Origin of the sequence: Shewanella putrefaciens (assembly GCF_016406305.1) — a bacterium.
Lineage (GTDB): Bacteria > Pseudomonadota > Gammaproteobacteria > Enterobacterales > Shewanellaceae > Shewanella > Shewanella putrefaciens_C.
This window is the reverse complement of record NZ_CP066369.1, coordinates 1,099,137-1,116,145: the sequence shown is the minus strand read 5'-3', so window position 1 is coordinate 1,116,145 and position 17,009 is coordinate 1,099,137. Positions and strand designations below refer to the sequence as shown.

Sequence of the window (17,009 nt, the reverse complement as noted above, 5' to 3'; positions counted from 1 at the left end):
AACCTGCGTATGGGGCAAGCCAAATTACATTCTTTTATGGCAAAACGCAGACGGTGACAGCTAATGCTGTCACCGTCTTTCGATGTCAATTTATGACGAATGGGTGTTAATTATCGCCCTCGTCCATCACCTATATAAGGGCGAAATACCAATTTACAATACTAAAGTTTCAATTGGATAGCCCAATGTTGCTAAATCCGCTTCAATTTTAGCCTTATCCCCTACGATTAAGATAATCATTTGCTTGATATTTAGCTCGGAAGCCGCAAGGGCATTGAGTTCATCTTTTGTTACAGTATTGATGATCTTATCCTGCTGCTCGGTAAAATCTGGGCTTAGCTGATAACGCTGGATCATTCGCATAAACCCTGCTTTTTGATAGGGAGTCTCATAATCGAGGGCCTGACCTTGGGAAACGGAGTTACGCATAAAGGCAAGTTCAGCATCCGTCATCCCCTCTTGCTGATAGGCACTGATTTCCTTCACAAACTCGCTTAAGGTCTTAGCTGTGACATCGGTACGTACATCGCTCGATGCCACAAAATCCCCGACTTCGGCGCCACCAGAAAAATCGGTCCTAGCCCCATAGGTGTAACCTTTATTCTCACGCAAATTCAGATTGATACGGCTATTAAATGCACCGCCTAAGGGGTAATTCATCAGCGAGACTTTAAAATAATTCCCGGTTGCATCATAGGGCAGAGCACGCTTTGCGATATTGATCACCGATTGCGCCGCCCCAGGTTTATCAATCAGATAAATCGTGCCTCCCTTCAATAACGGCAATGGCTTTAAGGGTGGCAGCACTGTGGCCTGGCCTTGCCATTGACTTAACCCAGCCAATTTAGGTAGCAGGGCCGACTCAGAGAGATCCGCAACAGTGATGATTTTTGCGTTAGCACCGCGATATTGCTCTGCGTAAAAGGCTTTCACATCCTCAAGGGTTAAGGCGGCAACCGAATCTAAGGTTCCGCTATCGCTTACACCGAGGGCATTATCTTTGCCATAGAGTAGCCCAAACAACACTGAGTTGGCTAAATAGCCAGCATTGGACTGCATATGCTGGATCTGTTGTAACTGTTGTTGTTTAACCCTTGCAAAATCCTGTTCGGTAAAACCAGGCTGGAAGAGTTTTTCTTCCATAATGGCCAATGTCTCATCTAGATGTTCTGTCAGGGTAGAGACTTTAATCGTACTTTGATATTCAGAGGCGCTGAAGTCGACTGTACTACCGAGCATTTCTAGGGCTTGAGAAAGGGCCTCGCTGCTACGTTTTTGGCTGGATTCATTCAACATCTCCGCCGTCAAACTCGCAAGCCCCGCCTTTTCAACGGGGACTAATCTGTGACCGCCATTGAGATAAATGACTAATTCTACAGTCGGGGTTTCCGCACTCTGCGTCCCCATCACCTCAATGCCATTAGCTAACTTAGTCGTCCAAATTTTAGGGACTTTAAGCATGGGCGCAGCACCCGATCCGGGCATGATTGAACGGTCGAAATGAGAGGTGATTTTTGCCGTTGGCAACTGACCTTGAACGGCCGTTTGCGCAACAGGCAAGGTTTGTGGTGTAAAGTTATCGGGATGGGCGACGAGTGCCGTCATGCCCTCTGGCACCACACTCATAACTAGCCGAGGTTTATCTTTTATGTACTGTTTAAAGACTCGCATCACATCGTCTTTAGTGACATTGGCATAGCGTTCAAGATCGGCAGCAATCTTATTGGGATCGCCAAACATGGTTTGATTCAAGGCGAGTGTTGTCACTTTACCTTTCACACTTTGCAAGGCAAAAATGCTATCGGCTTCAAACTGCACCTTCACTTTTTGCAGATCTTCATCGGTGACACCGCGTTGCTCAAATTCATTAATAGAGCGGAGGATCCGCTGCTCAAGATCCGCCAAGCTAGCGCCCTTCTCTGGGTTTGCCAGGGCGTAAATCGACATCTGGCAGGCTAATTCTTGACAGGGTTGACTCACACTGGCTTGCACAGCATAGCCATCTTTAACCAAGTTTTTATACAGCAAGGAGGTTTTCCCGCCCCCTAAAATATTGGCGAGGAGATCAAGCGCTGCTTCATCGGGATGGCTCGCATACACGGTTGGAAAACCAATACGGATAAGTGGCAAATGCACTTTATCCTCCATCGAGATATAACGGGTCTTATCCAGATTAATTAAAGCTTTAGGCTCGGGTAAAGCCTCGGGGCCTCGGGGGATCTCGCCAAAATATTTGTTCACCCATGCTAGGGTTTGCATTTCGTCGAAATCACCGCCTATGGTCAATGTGGCATTGTTTGGTCCATACCAGCGCTGAAAGAAGTGCCTTACATCATCCACAGTTGCCCGATTAAGATCCTCCGGCCAGCCGATAACGGGCCAAGAGTAAGGGTGCCCAACGGGGTAAAAAGCTTGGTTAAACCGCTCTGTCATGCGGCCATAGGGCTGATTGTCGATCCTCTGGGCGCGCTCGTTCTTTACCGTTTCGCGCTGCACTTCAAATTTTTCACTGGTCAGTGCCGGCAATAAAAAGCCCATACGGTCGGACTCTAGCCACAGCATTTTTTCCAGCTGATTGCTGGGCACTGTCTCAAAATAGTTGGTTCTATCCGTGTTGGTTGAACCGTTAAGCGTACCGCCCGCCTCGGTCACAACTTCAAAATGTTGCTCATCGGCGACATGTTCTGAACCTTGGAACATCATATGCTCAAATAAATGGGCAAAACCTGAGCGACCCGCGAGTTCACGGGCAGAGCCTACATGGTAAGTGACATCCACATGCACTAAAGGATCTGAATTATCCTGATGCAGGATAACGGTCAAGCCATTGGCTAACTGATATTTTTTATAGGGAATGCCCACTTGTCGATCGGCAAGTTGTACATTTTCAATCAGGCTAACACCAGCGGGTAAGCTCGTTGTCGTGGTATCGGATGCACAACCGGCTAAAGCGGCAGAAATCGCTAGTGCTAATATCCATTTTTTCAAAATATTCCCCTTACACATCAATTGGTCAGAATACAGCTAAATCGATAAACAATGGTTTTTAAGACTCGGTTACTATGACTTGGCTACAGTGACTAAGTTCCTATTAATACAAGAATTTATCCCTTTGACAACCGTTAAAGAAGACCAAACTATTGCACTAGCACTTAAGCAAACCAGTGCATAACCGCCGCGGCAACAAGCAAGTAACGAATTGTTTTTCCAAAAAATATCATCAAAAATGAAGATACCAATGGCAACTTTAACCATCCAGCCAACAGGCATAATATATCCCCAATCACAGGTGCCCATGACAGCAATAGCGCCCAGACGCCATAACTTTCTATCAAATTTAACCCTTTAGCGTACTTTGCTCCACTCAACTCCTCGGGCGACTTGGCAAAACGCCCTAATCGCCCCAAGTAGAAACTCGTCATAGCACCCAATGTGTTGCCAATCGTCGCCACCACCACTAGGGAAAGCCAAGTCTCAGGCGCTTGATTTAAAAGCGCAATAAGTAAAACTTCAGAACCGCCCGGTAACAAAGTGGCCGCTAAAAACGCACCAGAAAACATGAGACTTAATTCGGACATAAATGATAACTCAGTGAAAACATAATGCTGTGTAGAAATGCATTGCCAAAATTCCTTGGTTAAGCAAATATGGGGCGCAACCTTTTTGCAACAAACTCATTTATCACAATAAGTTATAAGAAAATCGGTTTGTTATAACCCCAACTCTATCTATACAATGCATTTAATGGCAAACATCTCCTATACCCGAGGAGTTCGCTTAGTTCCATGGAAGGCACATCCTAGCATCTCGGGTCTATGGACTTGTACTTATATTATTTTTTGGAAAACCCATGATCCTACAAACTATTAGCCGCATTCCTTTTTGGCAAAAAGTCCTCACAGGTTTTATCTTAGGGGCGCTTGTTGGCGTCATTTTAGGAGAAACTGCGACAGTATTGAAACCCTTAGGTGATTTATTTATCAGTGCTATCAAGATGTTGGTTGCACCTTTGGTGTTCTGTGCCATTGTTGTGAGTATTACCTCGCTAGGTTCGCAGACTAGTTTGAAGCGCCTGAGTTTAAAGACCCTCGGGATGTTTATGCTAACGGGCACAATCGCTTCATTGATAGGTTTAGCCGTGGGCTCGATGATCGATATGGGCGGCACTATGGCGCTTACAACAACCGAAGTGCGCGAGCGTAATATTCCAGGCTTTGCGCAGGTTTTACTCGATATGATCCCTGTGAACCCTTTCGCCTCTTTGGCTGAAGGCAAAGTACTGCAGATTATTGTGTTTGCCGCTTTGGTGGGTATCGCTATCAATAAAGTGGGCGAGAAAGCCGAACCACTGAAACGCACCATAGAAGCCGGTGCTGAAGTCATGTTTCAATTGACTCGTATGGTGTTAAAGCTTACCCCTATCGGTGTATTTGGCCTAATGGCTTGGGTGGTCGGTGCCTATGGTTTATCAACCCTCTTACCCCTAGGTAAATTTATCGCCGCTATCTATATTGCAGCGCTCATCCACATGATTTTTATCTACGGAGGCTTAGTTAAATTTGTCGCAGGCTTAAGCCCTGTGCAGTTTTTCCGTAAAGCCATGCCAGCACAATTAGTTGCGTTTAGTACCTCATCAAGTTTTGGCACGCTGCCCGCAAGTACTCGCGCCGTCGAAACCATGGGCGTATCAAAGCGCTATAGCGCCTTTGTGATGCCATTAGGGGCTACCATGAACATGGACGGTTGTGGGGGTATTTACCCTGCGATAGCCGCTATCTTTATCGCCCAAATTTATAATATCCCCCTCGATACCTTGGATTATGTGATGATTGCCGTGACTGCCACAGTTGCATCGGTAGGAACCGCTGGAGTCCCAGGCAGCGCAATGGTGATGCTTACCGTCACCTTAGGTGTGATTGGTTTACCACTTGAAGGCATTGCCTTTATTGCATCGATTGACCGTATTATCGATATGATCCGCACCGCAACCAATGTGACGGGCGATATGATGACCGCTGTGGTGATCGGCAAATCCGAAAATGAACTCGATGAAGCGCAGTTTTACTCGAACGATATGCTGGAGACATCACCAGCCAATCCTCAGTAATGCAGTGCTCAGTAATAATGGAATATAGAAAGACCGCTACGGCGGTCTTTTTTATTGGGGAAATAACAGCCACTATTCCATGGGGTAAGAATAAAATCAAAATCTATTACTACCAATAAGATCAAACTGTTAAACTCATTGATACCAGACTGCAATGATACAAAACAAAAAGGTTGAGCCAGCATGACTAAACTCTTTTTAATCCCGCTGATATTGTGTTTGCTGTGGACATTGTTTTTAAAAGCCAATGGACTTCCACTCGCCCAGGGCAAACGCGGGTACATTTATATTATTGCCATCAGTGGGACTTTGATTTTGCTCTTGATGCTATTGCTTTGGCTAACCGCATAAAAAAGCCTACTCGTCCCGAGTAGGCTATCGATTAACCCGTTAACCAAGCACGGCGAGTAATATCCCAGCCGCAACCGCCGAGCCTAATACTCCAGCCACATTCGGCCCCATGGCGTGCATCAGCAAAAAGTTATGCTGATTGGCCTCTAAACCAACTTTGTTCACGACCCGCGCCGCCATAGGTACAGCCGACACTCCTGCGGCTCCAATCAAAGGATTAATCTTACCACCCGATAACTTACACATCAGTTTTGCCATTAACACACCTGCCGCAGTACCAATACTAAAAGCTAAGGCCCCTAAAATTAAAATGCCTAAGGTTTCGACACGCAAAAATTGCTCGGCGGAAAGTTTAGACCCCACGGCTAAGCCTAAAAATATGGTCACTATATTAATAAGCTCGTTCTGCGCCGTTTTTGATAATCTATCCACTACACCCGATTCACGCATCAAGTTACCAAGGCAAAACATGCCCACTAACGGCGTCGCCGCGGGTAAAAATAGAATCGTTAATCCCAGTACCATCATAGGGAAAATGATCTTTTCCTTTTTACTGACCTCACGCAGCTGCTCCATTTTAATTTCGCGCTCGGCTTGGGTGGTCAGTAAACGCATGATCGGCGGCTGAATAATCGGGACTAAGGCCATATAGGAATAGGCCGCGACCGCAATCGCCCCCAATAGCTCAGGTGCCAGCTTTGAGGCGAGGAAAATCGCCGTCGGCCCATCGGCACCGCCAATAATCGCAATGGCCGCCGCGTCTTTCATCGTAAACTCAAAGCCCGGCACTAAGTTCAGTGCGATTGCGCCAATCAATGTCGCAAAAATTCCAAACTGCGCCGCCGCCCCTAACAACAGGGTTTTAGGATTCGCAATCAAAGCACTAAAGTCGGTCAGCGCGCCAACGCCCATAAAGATCAACAGCGGGAACACCCCAGTCTCAATCCCCACGTGATAGGCGTAATACAGCATGCCGCCCTCTTCGGTAAATCCCGCATGGGGAATATTCGCCAATACAGCGCCAAAACCAATTGGCAGCAATAATAAAGGCTCAAAGCCTCGCACTATGGCGAGATAGAGGAGTAAAGCGCCCACCGCCATCATCAACACTTGCCCGCCGGTAAAGTGAGCAATACCTGTCTCGGCCCAAAAAGCCATTAAACCTTCCATAATGACTCCTACGCCAAGGCCAGTAATTGAGAACCCACAGAAACTGAGTCGCCTTCTTTCACCCAAAGCTTAGCGATAATGCCATCGCCCTGAGCACGAATTTCAGTTTCCATTTTCATCGCTTCGAGGATGATCACAACATCGCCTTCTCGCACCCGATCGCCAGGGGAAACATGCACTTTGAAGATGTTACCCGATAAAGGCGCGCTCATTTCAAGCCTGATCTCTCCATGGCTCGCAGTTGGCGTAGTGTTCGCCGTTACAGCTTGCACGGCATGAACACTTTGGCCCTGTGGCTGGATCTGGCTGATTTCACCGCCAGCCGAGACTTCAACCACATATTCTTGCCCTTCGACAGTGACAGTGTAAGTTTCTGGGCCACGATCTACAGCATTAGAAGCAGCAGGTGCCGACGTCAGCTCAGGTTTAGGCTCAAAGGCGCTCGGATCGTCACGATTCTTTAAGAACTGCAATCCTATTTGTGGGAAGAGTGCATAAGTCAGCACATCATCGTCATACTCTGACGATAGGCGAATGCCTTGAGCCTTCGCTTTGTCCGTCAATTCCTGCCTTAATTTAGCCAGCTCCGGCGTTAACAGGTCCGCAGGACGACAGGTTATGGCTTGCGCCCCTTGTAAGACTCTGGCTTGCAAGGCGGCATCGACGGGGGCTGGGGTTGCGCCATACTCGCCCTTGAGCACGCCCTCAGTCTCTTTGGTCAGTGACTTATAACGCTCACCCATCAACACATTAATGACCGCCTGCGAGCCAACAATTTGCGATGTGGGCGTCACTAAGGGCAAGAACCCCAAATCGGCACGTACTAGGGGAATTTCTTCCAAGACCAAGTCCATCTTATCGGCCGCGCCTTGCTCCTTAAGTTGACTCTCCATATTGGTCAACATGCCACCAGGTACCTGTGCGCGTAAAATACGTGAATCTATGCCTTTCAACGCGCCTTCAAATTTAGCGTACTTCTTACGCACTTCACGGAAATAAGCGGCAATCTCCTCAAGCAACTGCATATCGTAACCCGTTGCACGCTCAGTATCTTCTACAATGGCAATCACGGTTTCAGTTGCCGTATGGCCATAGGTTTGACTCATAGAGGAAATAGCCGTATCGAGGACATCCACACCCGCTTCAATGGCCTTTTGGTAAGTTGCCGTACTCAAACCTGTCGTTGCGTGACAATGCATTGACAACACAAGTTGGGTTTGGGATTTAAGTCTGCTAATAAGCTCATACGCTTCTATCGGCTTAAGCAATCCCGCCATATCTTTGATACACAAAGAGTCACAACCCATATCTTCGAGGCGTTTGGCCATATCCACCCAAGTCTCTATGGTATGCACTGGGCTAGTCGTATAGGAAATTGTCCCTTGGGCATGGCCGCCGACTTGGCGCACGGCTTTTACTGCAGTCTCGAGATTTCTTACATCGTTCATCGCATCGAAAATACGGAATACATCGACGCCATTGGTATGGGCGCGCTCAACAAAACGCATGACTAAATCATCGGCATAATGGCGATAGCCCAATAGGTTTTGACCACGCAGCAACATTTGCTGCGGTGTATTGGGCATCACCTTTTTTAGCTCACGAATTCTGTCCCAGGGGTCTTCACCAAGATAACGAATACAGGCATCGAAGGTCGCACCGCCCCAAGATTCCAACGACCAGAAACCAACCCTATCGAGCAATGGTGCTATAGGTAACATATCGTCGATTCTTAAACGAGTAGCTAAGATAGACTGATGCGCATCACGTAAAACGACATCGGTTAACACTAATGGCTTTGGCGCCAATGCTGAACATACTGAATTCATACTGCTCCCCATTATTTTGTGTGCGAACGAAATTGCTGAACTGCTAAAGTGATTGCAGCCACGACTTTGGGATCTAAAGTACTAGCATTCGCCGTCAATCCTGATACGTCGCGCGATGGATTCAATGCAACTTTGCTATTCACCACCTCACTTGCACACCATTTAGCGACCATATGGACGCCCAAAATAAGCACACTTAAAAACAAGTACACCAACCCCATCCCTAAAACCATAATGCCAACGGCATCGATTAACTGCTCAGTTAACTCCCCCATCCCCCTCTAACTCCTTACTAATGAATACATTACCCATAAATATTTTGATGACTCTCTTTTTCAAGCTTAAACCTAGAAACTTATGTTCCCCTGAGCCAGCAAACACCAAAGAATATAAAATCACATTTAAAGATTATTCATTCATACGCTATGAAATAACCCTACATATTTACAATTATCAAACATACCTAATAGAAACTAATAACACCACAACAATGTAAAATGGTCTTACCAATATTGATGAATTTATTGAATGCCATTGATGATTTCTCATAAATTGCTCTTTTAAATACATATCCATCATTTTATTGTGAAAAACAATGAGCCAAGCTCAGTCATTCTCCCTATGAAAACATGACGCCATTGTTCAGGAATAAGCAATCGCCCATAAATTGGGTATTGAGGATTTATGCAAAAATATCGTCTCTTCGACTCTCTGTAGAGGAATAGATATCGGTAGATGGTCATAAGACGGCATCAATTCGAATATGCCATCCCATTGGCACAGGCTATTCAGCAACAGGCTGAACAGAAGACCTACCAATATCTGGCAAGGGCTTCTCAGCACACTAAGTCAAAAAAGTCAGAAAGTCATACCGTTGCCACCATGGATGGCAGTGGCTAACAAACAGGTATTTCAAGCAGAATGAAGTTATTGTGGGGATTGCAGCCATGCATGGAATACCTCTATAAGCCATACAAAACGCATGATAAAGGCATAATTAAAAGATTGGGTGTGGTGAGTAAACTTAAATGCGGATTGGGGTTAGTCGGGCTTTAAAGCAAAATTGAGTGAATTCCAAATGCAAAAAAGCCAGCTTATTCAGCTGGCTTCGTTACATCTTTACAAGATAATTAGGCGCTTGGCGATGACCTACTCTCACATGGGGAGACCCCACACTACCATCGGCGCGATTGCGTTTCACTTCTGAGTTCGGGATGGGATCAGGTGGGACCACAATGCTATTGTCACCAAGCAAATTCGGTTTTAAACAAGACTCGAGAGCGCACTTCGTGCTGCTAGACTCTAGGTTCTAGGAACTAAAATCGGCTCTTATCTTATTTAATAATTCGGAAAGCTGTTTGTTTTCTGAGTCCACACTTCATTAAGTGCATATATTCTGTCTAAGTTCGCTTAGCAAAACCCATCTGGGTTGTATGGTTAAGCCTCTCGAGTCATTAGTACATGTTAGCTCAACGCCTCACAACGCTTACACACCATGCCTATCAACGTCCTAGTCTCGAACGGCTCTTTAGAGGTCTTATAGACCTAGGGATGACTCATCTTGGGGCTCGCTTCCCGCTTAGATGCTTTCAGCGGTTATCGATTCCGAACGTAGCTACCGGGCAATGCCATTGGCATGACAACCCGAACACCAGCGGTTCGTTCACTCCGGTCCTCTCGTACTAGGAGCAACTCCCCTCAATCATCCAACGCCCACGGCAGATAGGGACCGAACTGTCTCACGACGTTCTGAACCCAGCTCGCGTACCACTTTAAATGGCGAACAGCCATACCCTTGGGACCGACTTCAGCCCCAGGATGTGATGAGCCGACATCGAGGTGCCAAACACCGCCGTCGATATGAACTCTTGGGCGGTATCAGCCTGTTATCCCCGGAGTACCTTTTATCCGTTGAGCGATGGCCCTTCCATTCAGAACCACCGGATCACTATGACCTACTTTCGTACCTGCTCGACGTGTCTGTCTCGCAGTTAAGCTGGCTTATGCCATTGCACTAACCGTACGATGTCCGACCGTACTTAGCCAACCTTCGTGCTCCTCCGTTACTCTTTGGGAGGAGACCGCCCCAGTCAAACTACCCACCAGGCACTGTCCCTAACCCCGATTAGGGGTCTAGGTTAGAACATCAAAACTACAAGGGTGGTATTTCAAGGACGACTCCACGAGAACTAGCGTTCCCGCTTCAAAGTCTCCCACCTATCCTACACATGTAGGTTCAATGTTCAGTGCCAAGCTATAGTAAAGGTTCACGGGGTCTTTCCGTCTAGCCGCGGGTATACGGCATCTTCACCGCAATTTCAACTTCACTGAGTCTCGGCTGGAGACAGCGTGGCCATCATTACGCCATTCGTGCAGGTCGGAACTTACCCGACAAGGAATTTCGCTACCTTAGGACCGTTATAGTTACGGCCGCCGTTTACCGGGGCTTCGATCATGAGCTTCTCTTGCGATAACCCAATCAATTAACCTTCCGGCACCGGGCAGGCGTCACACCGTATACTTCCTCTTGCGAGTTTGCACAGTGCTGTGTTTTTGATAAACAGTTGCAGCCACCTGGTATCTGCGACTCCCGTCAGCTTAGAGAGCAAGTCTCATCACCAACAAGAGCGTACCTTCTCCCGAAGTTACGGTACCATTTTGCCTAGTTCCTTCAGCCGAGTTCTCTCAAGCGCCTTGGTATTCTCTACCCGACCACCTGTGTCGGTTTGGGGTACGATTCCCGCTAACCTGAAGCTTAGAAGATTTTCCTGGAAGCATGGCATCAACTACTTCAGTCCCGTAGGACCTCGTCATCAGCTCTCGGCCTTAAGATTTCCCGGATTTGCCTAAGAAATCAGCCTACCACCTTAAACGCGGACTACCAACGCCGCGCTAGCCTAGCCTTCTCCGTCTCTCCATCGCAGTTAGCGGAAGTACAGAAATATTAATCTGTTTCCCATCGATTACGCCTTTCGGCCTCACCTTAGGGGTCGACTCACCCTGCCCCGATTAACGTTGGACAGGAACCCTTGGTCTTTCGGCGAGGGGGTTTTTCACCCCCTTTATCGTTACTCATGTCAGCATTCGCACTTCTGATACCTCCAGCGTGGGTTACCCCTTCACCTTCATCGGCTTACAGAACGCTCCTCTACCGCGCAACCCTAATGGGCTGCACCCGTAGCTTCGGTGGTATGTTTAGCCCCGTTACATCTTCCGCGCAGGCCGACTCGACTAGTGAGCTATTACGCTTTCTTTAAATGATGGCTGCTTCTAAGCCAACATCCTAGCTGTCTAAGCCTTCCCACATCGTTTCCCACTTAACATACACTTTGGGACCTTAGCTGACGGTCTGGGTTGTTTCCCTTTTGACGACGGACGTTAGCACCCGCCGTCTGTCTCCCGAGTAGTACTCATTGGTATTCGGAGTTTGCAAAGGGTTGGTAAGTCGGGATGACCCCCTAGCCTTAACAGTGCTCTACCCCCAATGGTATTCGCTCGAGGCGCTACCTAAATAGCTTTCGAGGAGAACCAGATATCTCCCGGTTTGATTGGCCTTTCACCCCCAGCCACAAGTCATCCGCTAATTTTTCAACATTAGTCGGTTCGGTCCTCCAGTTGATGTTACTCAACCTTCAACCTGCCCATGGCTAGATCACCGGGTTTCGGGTCTACACCTTGCAACTCAACGCGCAGTTAACACTCGGTTTCCCTACGGCTCCGCTATTCGCTTAACCTTGCTACAAAATGTAAGTCGCTGACCCATTATACAAAAGGTACGCAGTCACGGTCTCAAGAACCGCTCCCACTGCTTGTACGTATACGGTTTCAGGTTCTATTTCACTCCCCTCACAGGGGTTCTTTTCGCCTTTCCCTCACGGTACTGGTTCACTATCGGTCAGTCAGGAGTATTTAGCCTTGGAGGATGGTCCCCCCATATTCAAACAGGATGTCACGTGTCCCGCCTTACTCGTTTTCATCAATGGTTAGTTTTCGTGTACGGGGCTATCACCCTGTGCCGCTGCGCTTCCCAACGCATTCCACTAACACCCCACTGACTTAAGGGCTAATCCCCGTTCGCTCGCCGCTACTAGGGGAATCTCGGTTGATTTCTTTTCCTAAGGGTACTTAGATGTTTCAGTTCCCCTCGTTCGCCTCATGTAGCTATGTATTCACCACATGATGACCGCTTATGCGGCCGGGTTCCCCCATTCGGACATCGTTAGCTCAAATGCTTGTTACTAGCTCGCCAACGCTTTTCGCAAGTTACTACGTCCTTCATCGCCTCTGACTGCCAAGGCATCCACCGTATACGCTTAGTCGCTTAACCATACAACCCAAATGGGTCTTTCTCTCATCGCTTGCGATTGGATTGTTATGCCGCATTATGAGTCTCGCTTGTCAATCATGTAGCGCTGCTACACTCATTCCTCGCTCACCTCACGGCTTTGCCTAACAACCCACTTGCTGCGCTTGCTACAGTCGAAACTGTCAAGACTTTTGAGTCGCATTGCGACCAGCTTGGTTTTACTTGTCTCACTTCTGACCAAAGAAGTGGACGCGCCTTAGACTTGAATATTCAAGACACTTAATAAAGTGTTTGAGAACTCAATGTTCAATGCTTTCGCATTAAACTTTTTTCGTATCAACACAACGACAGACATCATTGTGTTTAATACTATCAGCTTTCCAAATTGTTAAAGAACAAGCATCGTCGTTAAGACGTGCCACTCGCTCTACAAGAACAAGTTATCTGTGTGAACACTCAAAAACACGGATGTTTTTGTGTCGACTCGGCACGGATGCCATGTTGTCGACCCAACAAGCGTAAGTTAGTCGTATAGGTAAGGAGGTGATCCAGCCCCAGGTTCCCCTAGGGCTACCTTGTTACGACTTCACCCCAGTCATGAACCACAAAGTGGTGAGCGCCCCCCCGAAGGTTAAGCTACCCACTTCTTTTGCAGCCCACTCCCATGGTGTGACGGGCGGTGTGTACAAGGCCCGGGAACGTATTCACCGTGGCATTCTGATCCACGATTACTAGCGATTCCGACTTCATGGAGTCGAGTTGCAGACTCCAATCCGGACTACGACGAGCTTTGTGAGATTAGCTCCACCTCGCGGCTTTGCAACCCTCTGTACTCGCCATTGTAGCACGTGTGTAGCCCTACTCGTAAGGGCCATGATGACTTGACGTCGTCCCCACCTTCCTCCGGTTTATCACCGGCAGTCTCCCTAGAGTTCCCACCATTACGTGCTGGCAAATAAGGATAGGGGTTGCGCTCGTTGCGGGACTTAACCCAACATTTCACAACACGAGCTGACGACAGCCATGCAGCACCTGTCTCACGGTTCCCGAAGGCACAACCGCATCTCTGCAGTCTTCCGTGGATGTCAAGAGTAGGTAAGGTTCTTCGCGTTGCATCGAATTAAACCACATGCTCCACCGCTTGTGCGGGCCCCCGTCAATTCATTTGAGTTTTAACCTTGCGGCCGTACTCCCCAGGCGGTCTACTTAATGCGTTAGCTTGAGAGCCCAGTGTTCAAGACACCAAACTCCGAGTAGACATCGTTTACGGCGTGGACTACCAGGGTATCTAATCCTGTTTGCTCCCCACGCTTTCGTGCATGAGCGTCAGTCTTTGTCCAGGGGGCCGCCTTCGCCACCGGTATTCCTCCAGATCTCTACGCATTTCACCGCTACACCTGGAATTCTACCCCCCTCTACAAGACTCTAGTTCGCCAGTTCGAAATGCTATTCCTAGGTTGAGCCCAGGGCTTTCACATCTCGCTTAACAAACCGCCTGCGCACGCTTTACGCCCAGTAATTCCGATTAACGCTCGGACCCTCCGTATTACCGCGGCTGCTGGCACGGAGTTAGCCGGTCCTTCTTCTGTAGGTAACGTCACAGCTACAGTTTATTAAACTGCAACCTTTCCTCCCTACTGAAAGTGCTTTACAACCCGAAGGCCTTCTTCACACACGCGGCATGGCTGCATCAGGGTTTCCCCCATTGTGCAATATTCCCCACTGCTGCCTCCCGTAGGAGTCTGGGCCGTGTCTCAGTCCCAGTGTGGCTGATCATCCTCTCAGAACAGCTAGGGATCGTCGCCTTGGTGAGCCATTACCTCACCAACTAGCTAATCCCACCTAGGTTCATCCAATCGCGGAAGGCCCGAAGGTCCCCTCCTTTCCCCCGTAGGGCGTATGCGGTATTAGCAGTCGTTTCCAACTGTTATCCCCCTCGACTGGGCAGATCCCTAGGCATTACTCACCCGTCCGCCGCTCGCCACCTCAGGAGTAAACTCCCTTGTGCTGCCGCTCGACTTGCATGTGTTAGGCCTGCCGCCAGCGTTCAATCTGAGCCATGATCAAACTCTTCAATTAAAGTTTTGTTGCTTCCGTCTTGCGACTTCAGCGGCTCAATGAATTCTGATTTTTTTGTTACTGCTTTCACAGCAACAAACTGTACATATTGCTATGAACACTCTTCATCATTGATTTAATTCTTTGACTGCCAACCCTAAGGCTAAGCAGTTTCGATTAACTCAACACCTGTGAGTGTCCACACAGATTTCTTGTTTTATCTTGTTAAAGAGCAACTCAATATTCGTAAGAGAACTTGAGTACCACACTGAGCGCCGAACGCTTCCAGTTGGCTAGGGCTGACTTCTCGTCAACTCAGGGTCGTGCATTTTACGCATTTCCCGTTTCGCGTCAAGGAGTTTTTGCAAACTTTCTTTTCGCTCATCAATCAGTAAACTCATCGATGAACTGTCACATTAGCTGCTTAACGCTGCCTGCCGTGTCAGTGGATGCGCATTATAGGCAGTGAAACTTTTTGTGCAAGGGCTTTTTTAACAATTAACGCCAAGTGAACAAATAACCAGCGAAATGCGCGCTAAAAAGGGATACTCCCCTTGGGTTGGTAAGTTTGGCATAGGAATTTTAGGAGTGCAGAGAATTTAATAGATCAAATATACATAAACAGTCAGTAGTCGAAGCTTTTAGCTATATCAGCCAACAGTCCCGTGGTTAGCTGATTTAGATGACATCCGACTACTTTCTTATGTTCAATCTATCAAGGCAAGTGTACCTAGCATATATCGGTAATGATAAAGAGAAATATCCCGTTAAGGCTTATCTTCATGTCTATTTTGGGGTTCGACTTCTATATCAGCGGCAGTTTCTACATCAGTGTCAGTTTCACTAGGTTCATTATCACCAACTACATGGGCGACCTTTAATTTTCTTACCGTTCTAATCGTAATGACAGGGCCTGAAATTGCATAAAGGTAGAAACCGATACACAGGATCAGTGCTGGTTGAACCGATACCACCACAAATACGCCCACAACCAGTAAGATGGCAATGAAGTTCACCTTACCGCGCCAATCAATCTCTTTAAAAGAGTGATAACGGAAATTACTCACCATCAATAAGCCTATTGCCGCAGTCACAAGACCCGCTATCCAGCTGATATTTTTGCCATCTAAGCTGTACTGATTTCCTAGCCAAATACTGCTGGCGATAACGGCAGCTGCGGCTGGACTGGCAAGCCCTTGGAAATAGCGCTTATCAGCCACGCCAACTTGAGTATTAAAACGGGCGAGCCTTAGGGCGGCACCAGCGCAATAAATGAACGACGCTAGCCAACCTATTTTACCTAAGTCGGCTAACGCCCAATTATAGGCAAGTAATGCGGGCGCCATGCCAAAGGACACCATGTCCGCCATACTGTCATACTCTGCACCAAAGTCACTTTGCGTATTAGTGAGTCTTGCGACTCGGCCATCAAGACCATCGCAGATCATTGCGACAAATATCGCAATCGCCGCGGCTTCAAAATTGGCATTCATCGAGGCAATCACAGCATAAAAACCCGAAAATAACCCTGCTGTGGTAAATAGATTGGGCAGTAAATAGATACCTTTATTCTTTACTGTTTGATTCGAAGAATTTTGCATACACTTATTAAGTTATAAGCTGGAGAGAAAGTAAGCTTCAAGATAGCATATTTTACTAGCATGTCGATGAGCGACAATGAGGGATGATACCCATGTTAAAGATGACTAGGTTAACGGCGCCGCTATTTTACATATTTGGGCTCTGCTTGTTAGGACAACCCGTAATTGCAGGTGTGATTTACACTTGGGTTGATGAACAGGGGGTCACGCATTACAGCCAACAACCACCAGAACAAGAACAACAGAAAGCCAATCAACTCTATAGTGAAGATATTGAACCGGCCAAAGTAGGTTATGTAGCACCGACCAAAAAAGAACAACCACAAGAAGTGAGTGAACTCGAGAAATCGGCGGCACTCATTAAAGAAAAAGATGCTAAACAAGCTCAGTCGATCTGTGAAAATGCCAAACATAATTTGGATGTACTGACGACACACAACCAGCTTATTCGTCAGAGTGAAGATCCAACCAAGGAGCCGGAGGCTATGACCGAAGAAGAGAGGCAAGCCGCCATTGCACAGCAGCAGGAGAGAATTAAGCTCTTCTGTGATGAAAAATAGTCCCCATATAAAAGAGCCGAGTCAATA

At 47.5% G+C, this 17,009-nt stretch carries 10 protein-coding genes and 3 rRNA genes; 4 read left to right on the top strand and 9 right to left on the bottom strand.

Features of this window, described 5'->3' with window-relative positions; translation table 11 throughout:
- Positions 1-153: 153 nt before the first annotated feature.
- The gene (locus JFT56_RS04850; RefSeq protein ID WP_198782578.1) at positions 154-3,006 is read right to left on the bottom strand and encodes a M16 family metallopeptidase; all 2,853 of its coding nucleotides are present in this window, start codon (positions 3,004-3,006) and stop codon (positions 154-156) included.
- 146 nt (positions 3,007-3,152) lie between these two features.
- Positions 3,153-3,578, bottom strand: a complete 426-nt coding sequence (locus JFT56_RS04845) for a YqaA family protein (protein WP_198782577.1) — start codon at positions 3,576-3,578, stop codon at positions 3,153-3,155.
- A gap of 272 nt (positions 3,579-3,850) precedes the next feature.
- Here JFT56_RS04845 and JFT56_RS04840 point away from each other — a divergent pair, with 272 nt between their 5' ends.
- Positions 3,851-5,107: a dicarboxylate/amino acid:cation symporter gene (locus JFT56_RS04840; RefSeq protein ID WP_198782576.1), complete on the top strand. Its 1,257-nt coding sequence runs from the start codon at positions 3,851-3,853 to the stop codon at positions 5,105-5,107.
- Positions 5,108-5,290: 183 nt separating this feature from the next.
- Entirely contained in the window at positions 5,291-5,458 is a 168-nt protein-coding gene (locus JFT56_RS04835; RefSeq protein ID WP_198782575.1) for a hypothetical protein, read from the top strand.
- 39 nt (positions 5,459-5,497) lie between these two features.
- Here JFT56_RS04835 and JFT56_RS04830 read toward each other — a convergent pair whose 3' ends face one another.
- The 3 genes from JFT56_RS04830 to JFT56_RS04820 are packed head-to-tail and all read right to left on the bottom strand — an operon-like array spanning position 5,498 to position 8,732.
- Positions 5,498-6,628, bottom strand: a complete 1,131-nt coding sequence (locus JFT56_RS04830) for a sodium ion-translocating decarboxylase subunit beta (RefSeq protein ID WP_198782574.1) — start codon at positions 6,626-6,628, stop codon at positions 5,498-5,500.
- 8 nt (positions 6,629-6,636) lie between these two features.
- Positions 6,637-8,457 carry a sodium-extruding oxaloacetate decarboxylase subunit alpha gene (gene oadA / locus JFT56_RS04825; protein ID WP_198782573.1) on the bottom strand — a complete coding sequence of 607 codons (1,821 nt, stop codon included), beginning with the start codon at positions 8,455-8,457 and terminating at the stop codon, positions 6,637-6,639.
- 11 nt (positions 8,458-8,468) lie between these two features.
- Complete coding sequence (locus JFT56_RS04820; protein WP_198782572.1) at positions 8,469-8,732, bottom strand: OadG family transporter subunit; 264 nt, start codon at positions 8,730-8,732, stop codon at positions 8,469-8,471.
- A gap of 460 nt (positions 8,733-9,192) precedes the next feature.
- Between JFT56_RS04820 and JFT56_RS04815 the strand changes: the two genes are divergently transcribed.
- Positions 9,193-9,357, top strand: coding sequence for a hypothetical protein (locus tag JFT56_RS04815; protein WP_198782571.1), 165 nt, complete (start codon positions 9,193-9,195; stop codon positions 9,355-9,357).
- A 236-nt stretch (positions 9,358-9,593) separates the two neighbouring features.
- On the opposite strand, the gene rrf is transcribed toward JFT56_RS04815, so the two are convergent.
- The 4 genes from rrf to pssA form a co-directional block, all read right to left on the bottom strand.
- Positions 9,594-9,709 (bottom strand): 5S ribosomal RNA (gene rrf / locus JFT56_RS04810).
- 181 nt (positions 9,710-9,890) lie between these two features.
- A 23S ribosomal RNA gene (locus tag JFT56_RS04805) occupies positions 9,891-12,784 on the bottom strand.
- A 515-nt stretch (positions 12,785-13,299) separates the two neighbouring features.
- Positions 13,300-14,842 (bottom strand): 16S ribosomal RNA (locus JFT56_RS04800).
- The 16S, 23S and 5S rRNA genes sit together here, the layout of an rRNA operon.
- Before the next feature lie 746 nt (positions 14,843-15,588).
- Positions 15,589-16,422: a CDP-diacylglycerol--serine O-phosphatidyltransferase gene (gene pssA / locus JFT56_RS04795; protein WP_198782570.1), complete on the bottom strand. Its 834-nt coding sequence runs from the start codon at positions 16,420-16,422 to the stop codon at positions 15,589-15,591.
- Between the two features lie 92 nt (positions 16,423-16,514).
- On the opposite strand from pssA, the gene JFT56_RS04790 reads away from it, so the two are divergent.
- A complete protein-coding gene (locus JFT56_RS04790; RefSeq protein WP_198782569.1) occupies positions 16,515-16,982 on the top strand; it encodes a DUF4124 domain-containing protein in 468 nt (155 codons plus the stop codon).
- Positions 16,983-17,009 lie beyond the last annotated feature (27 nt).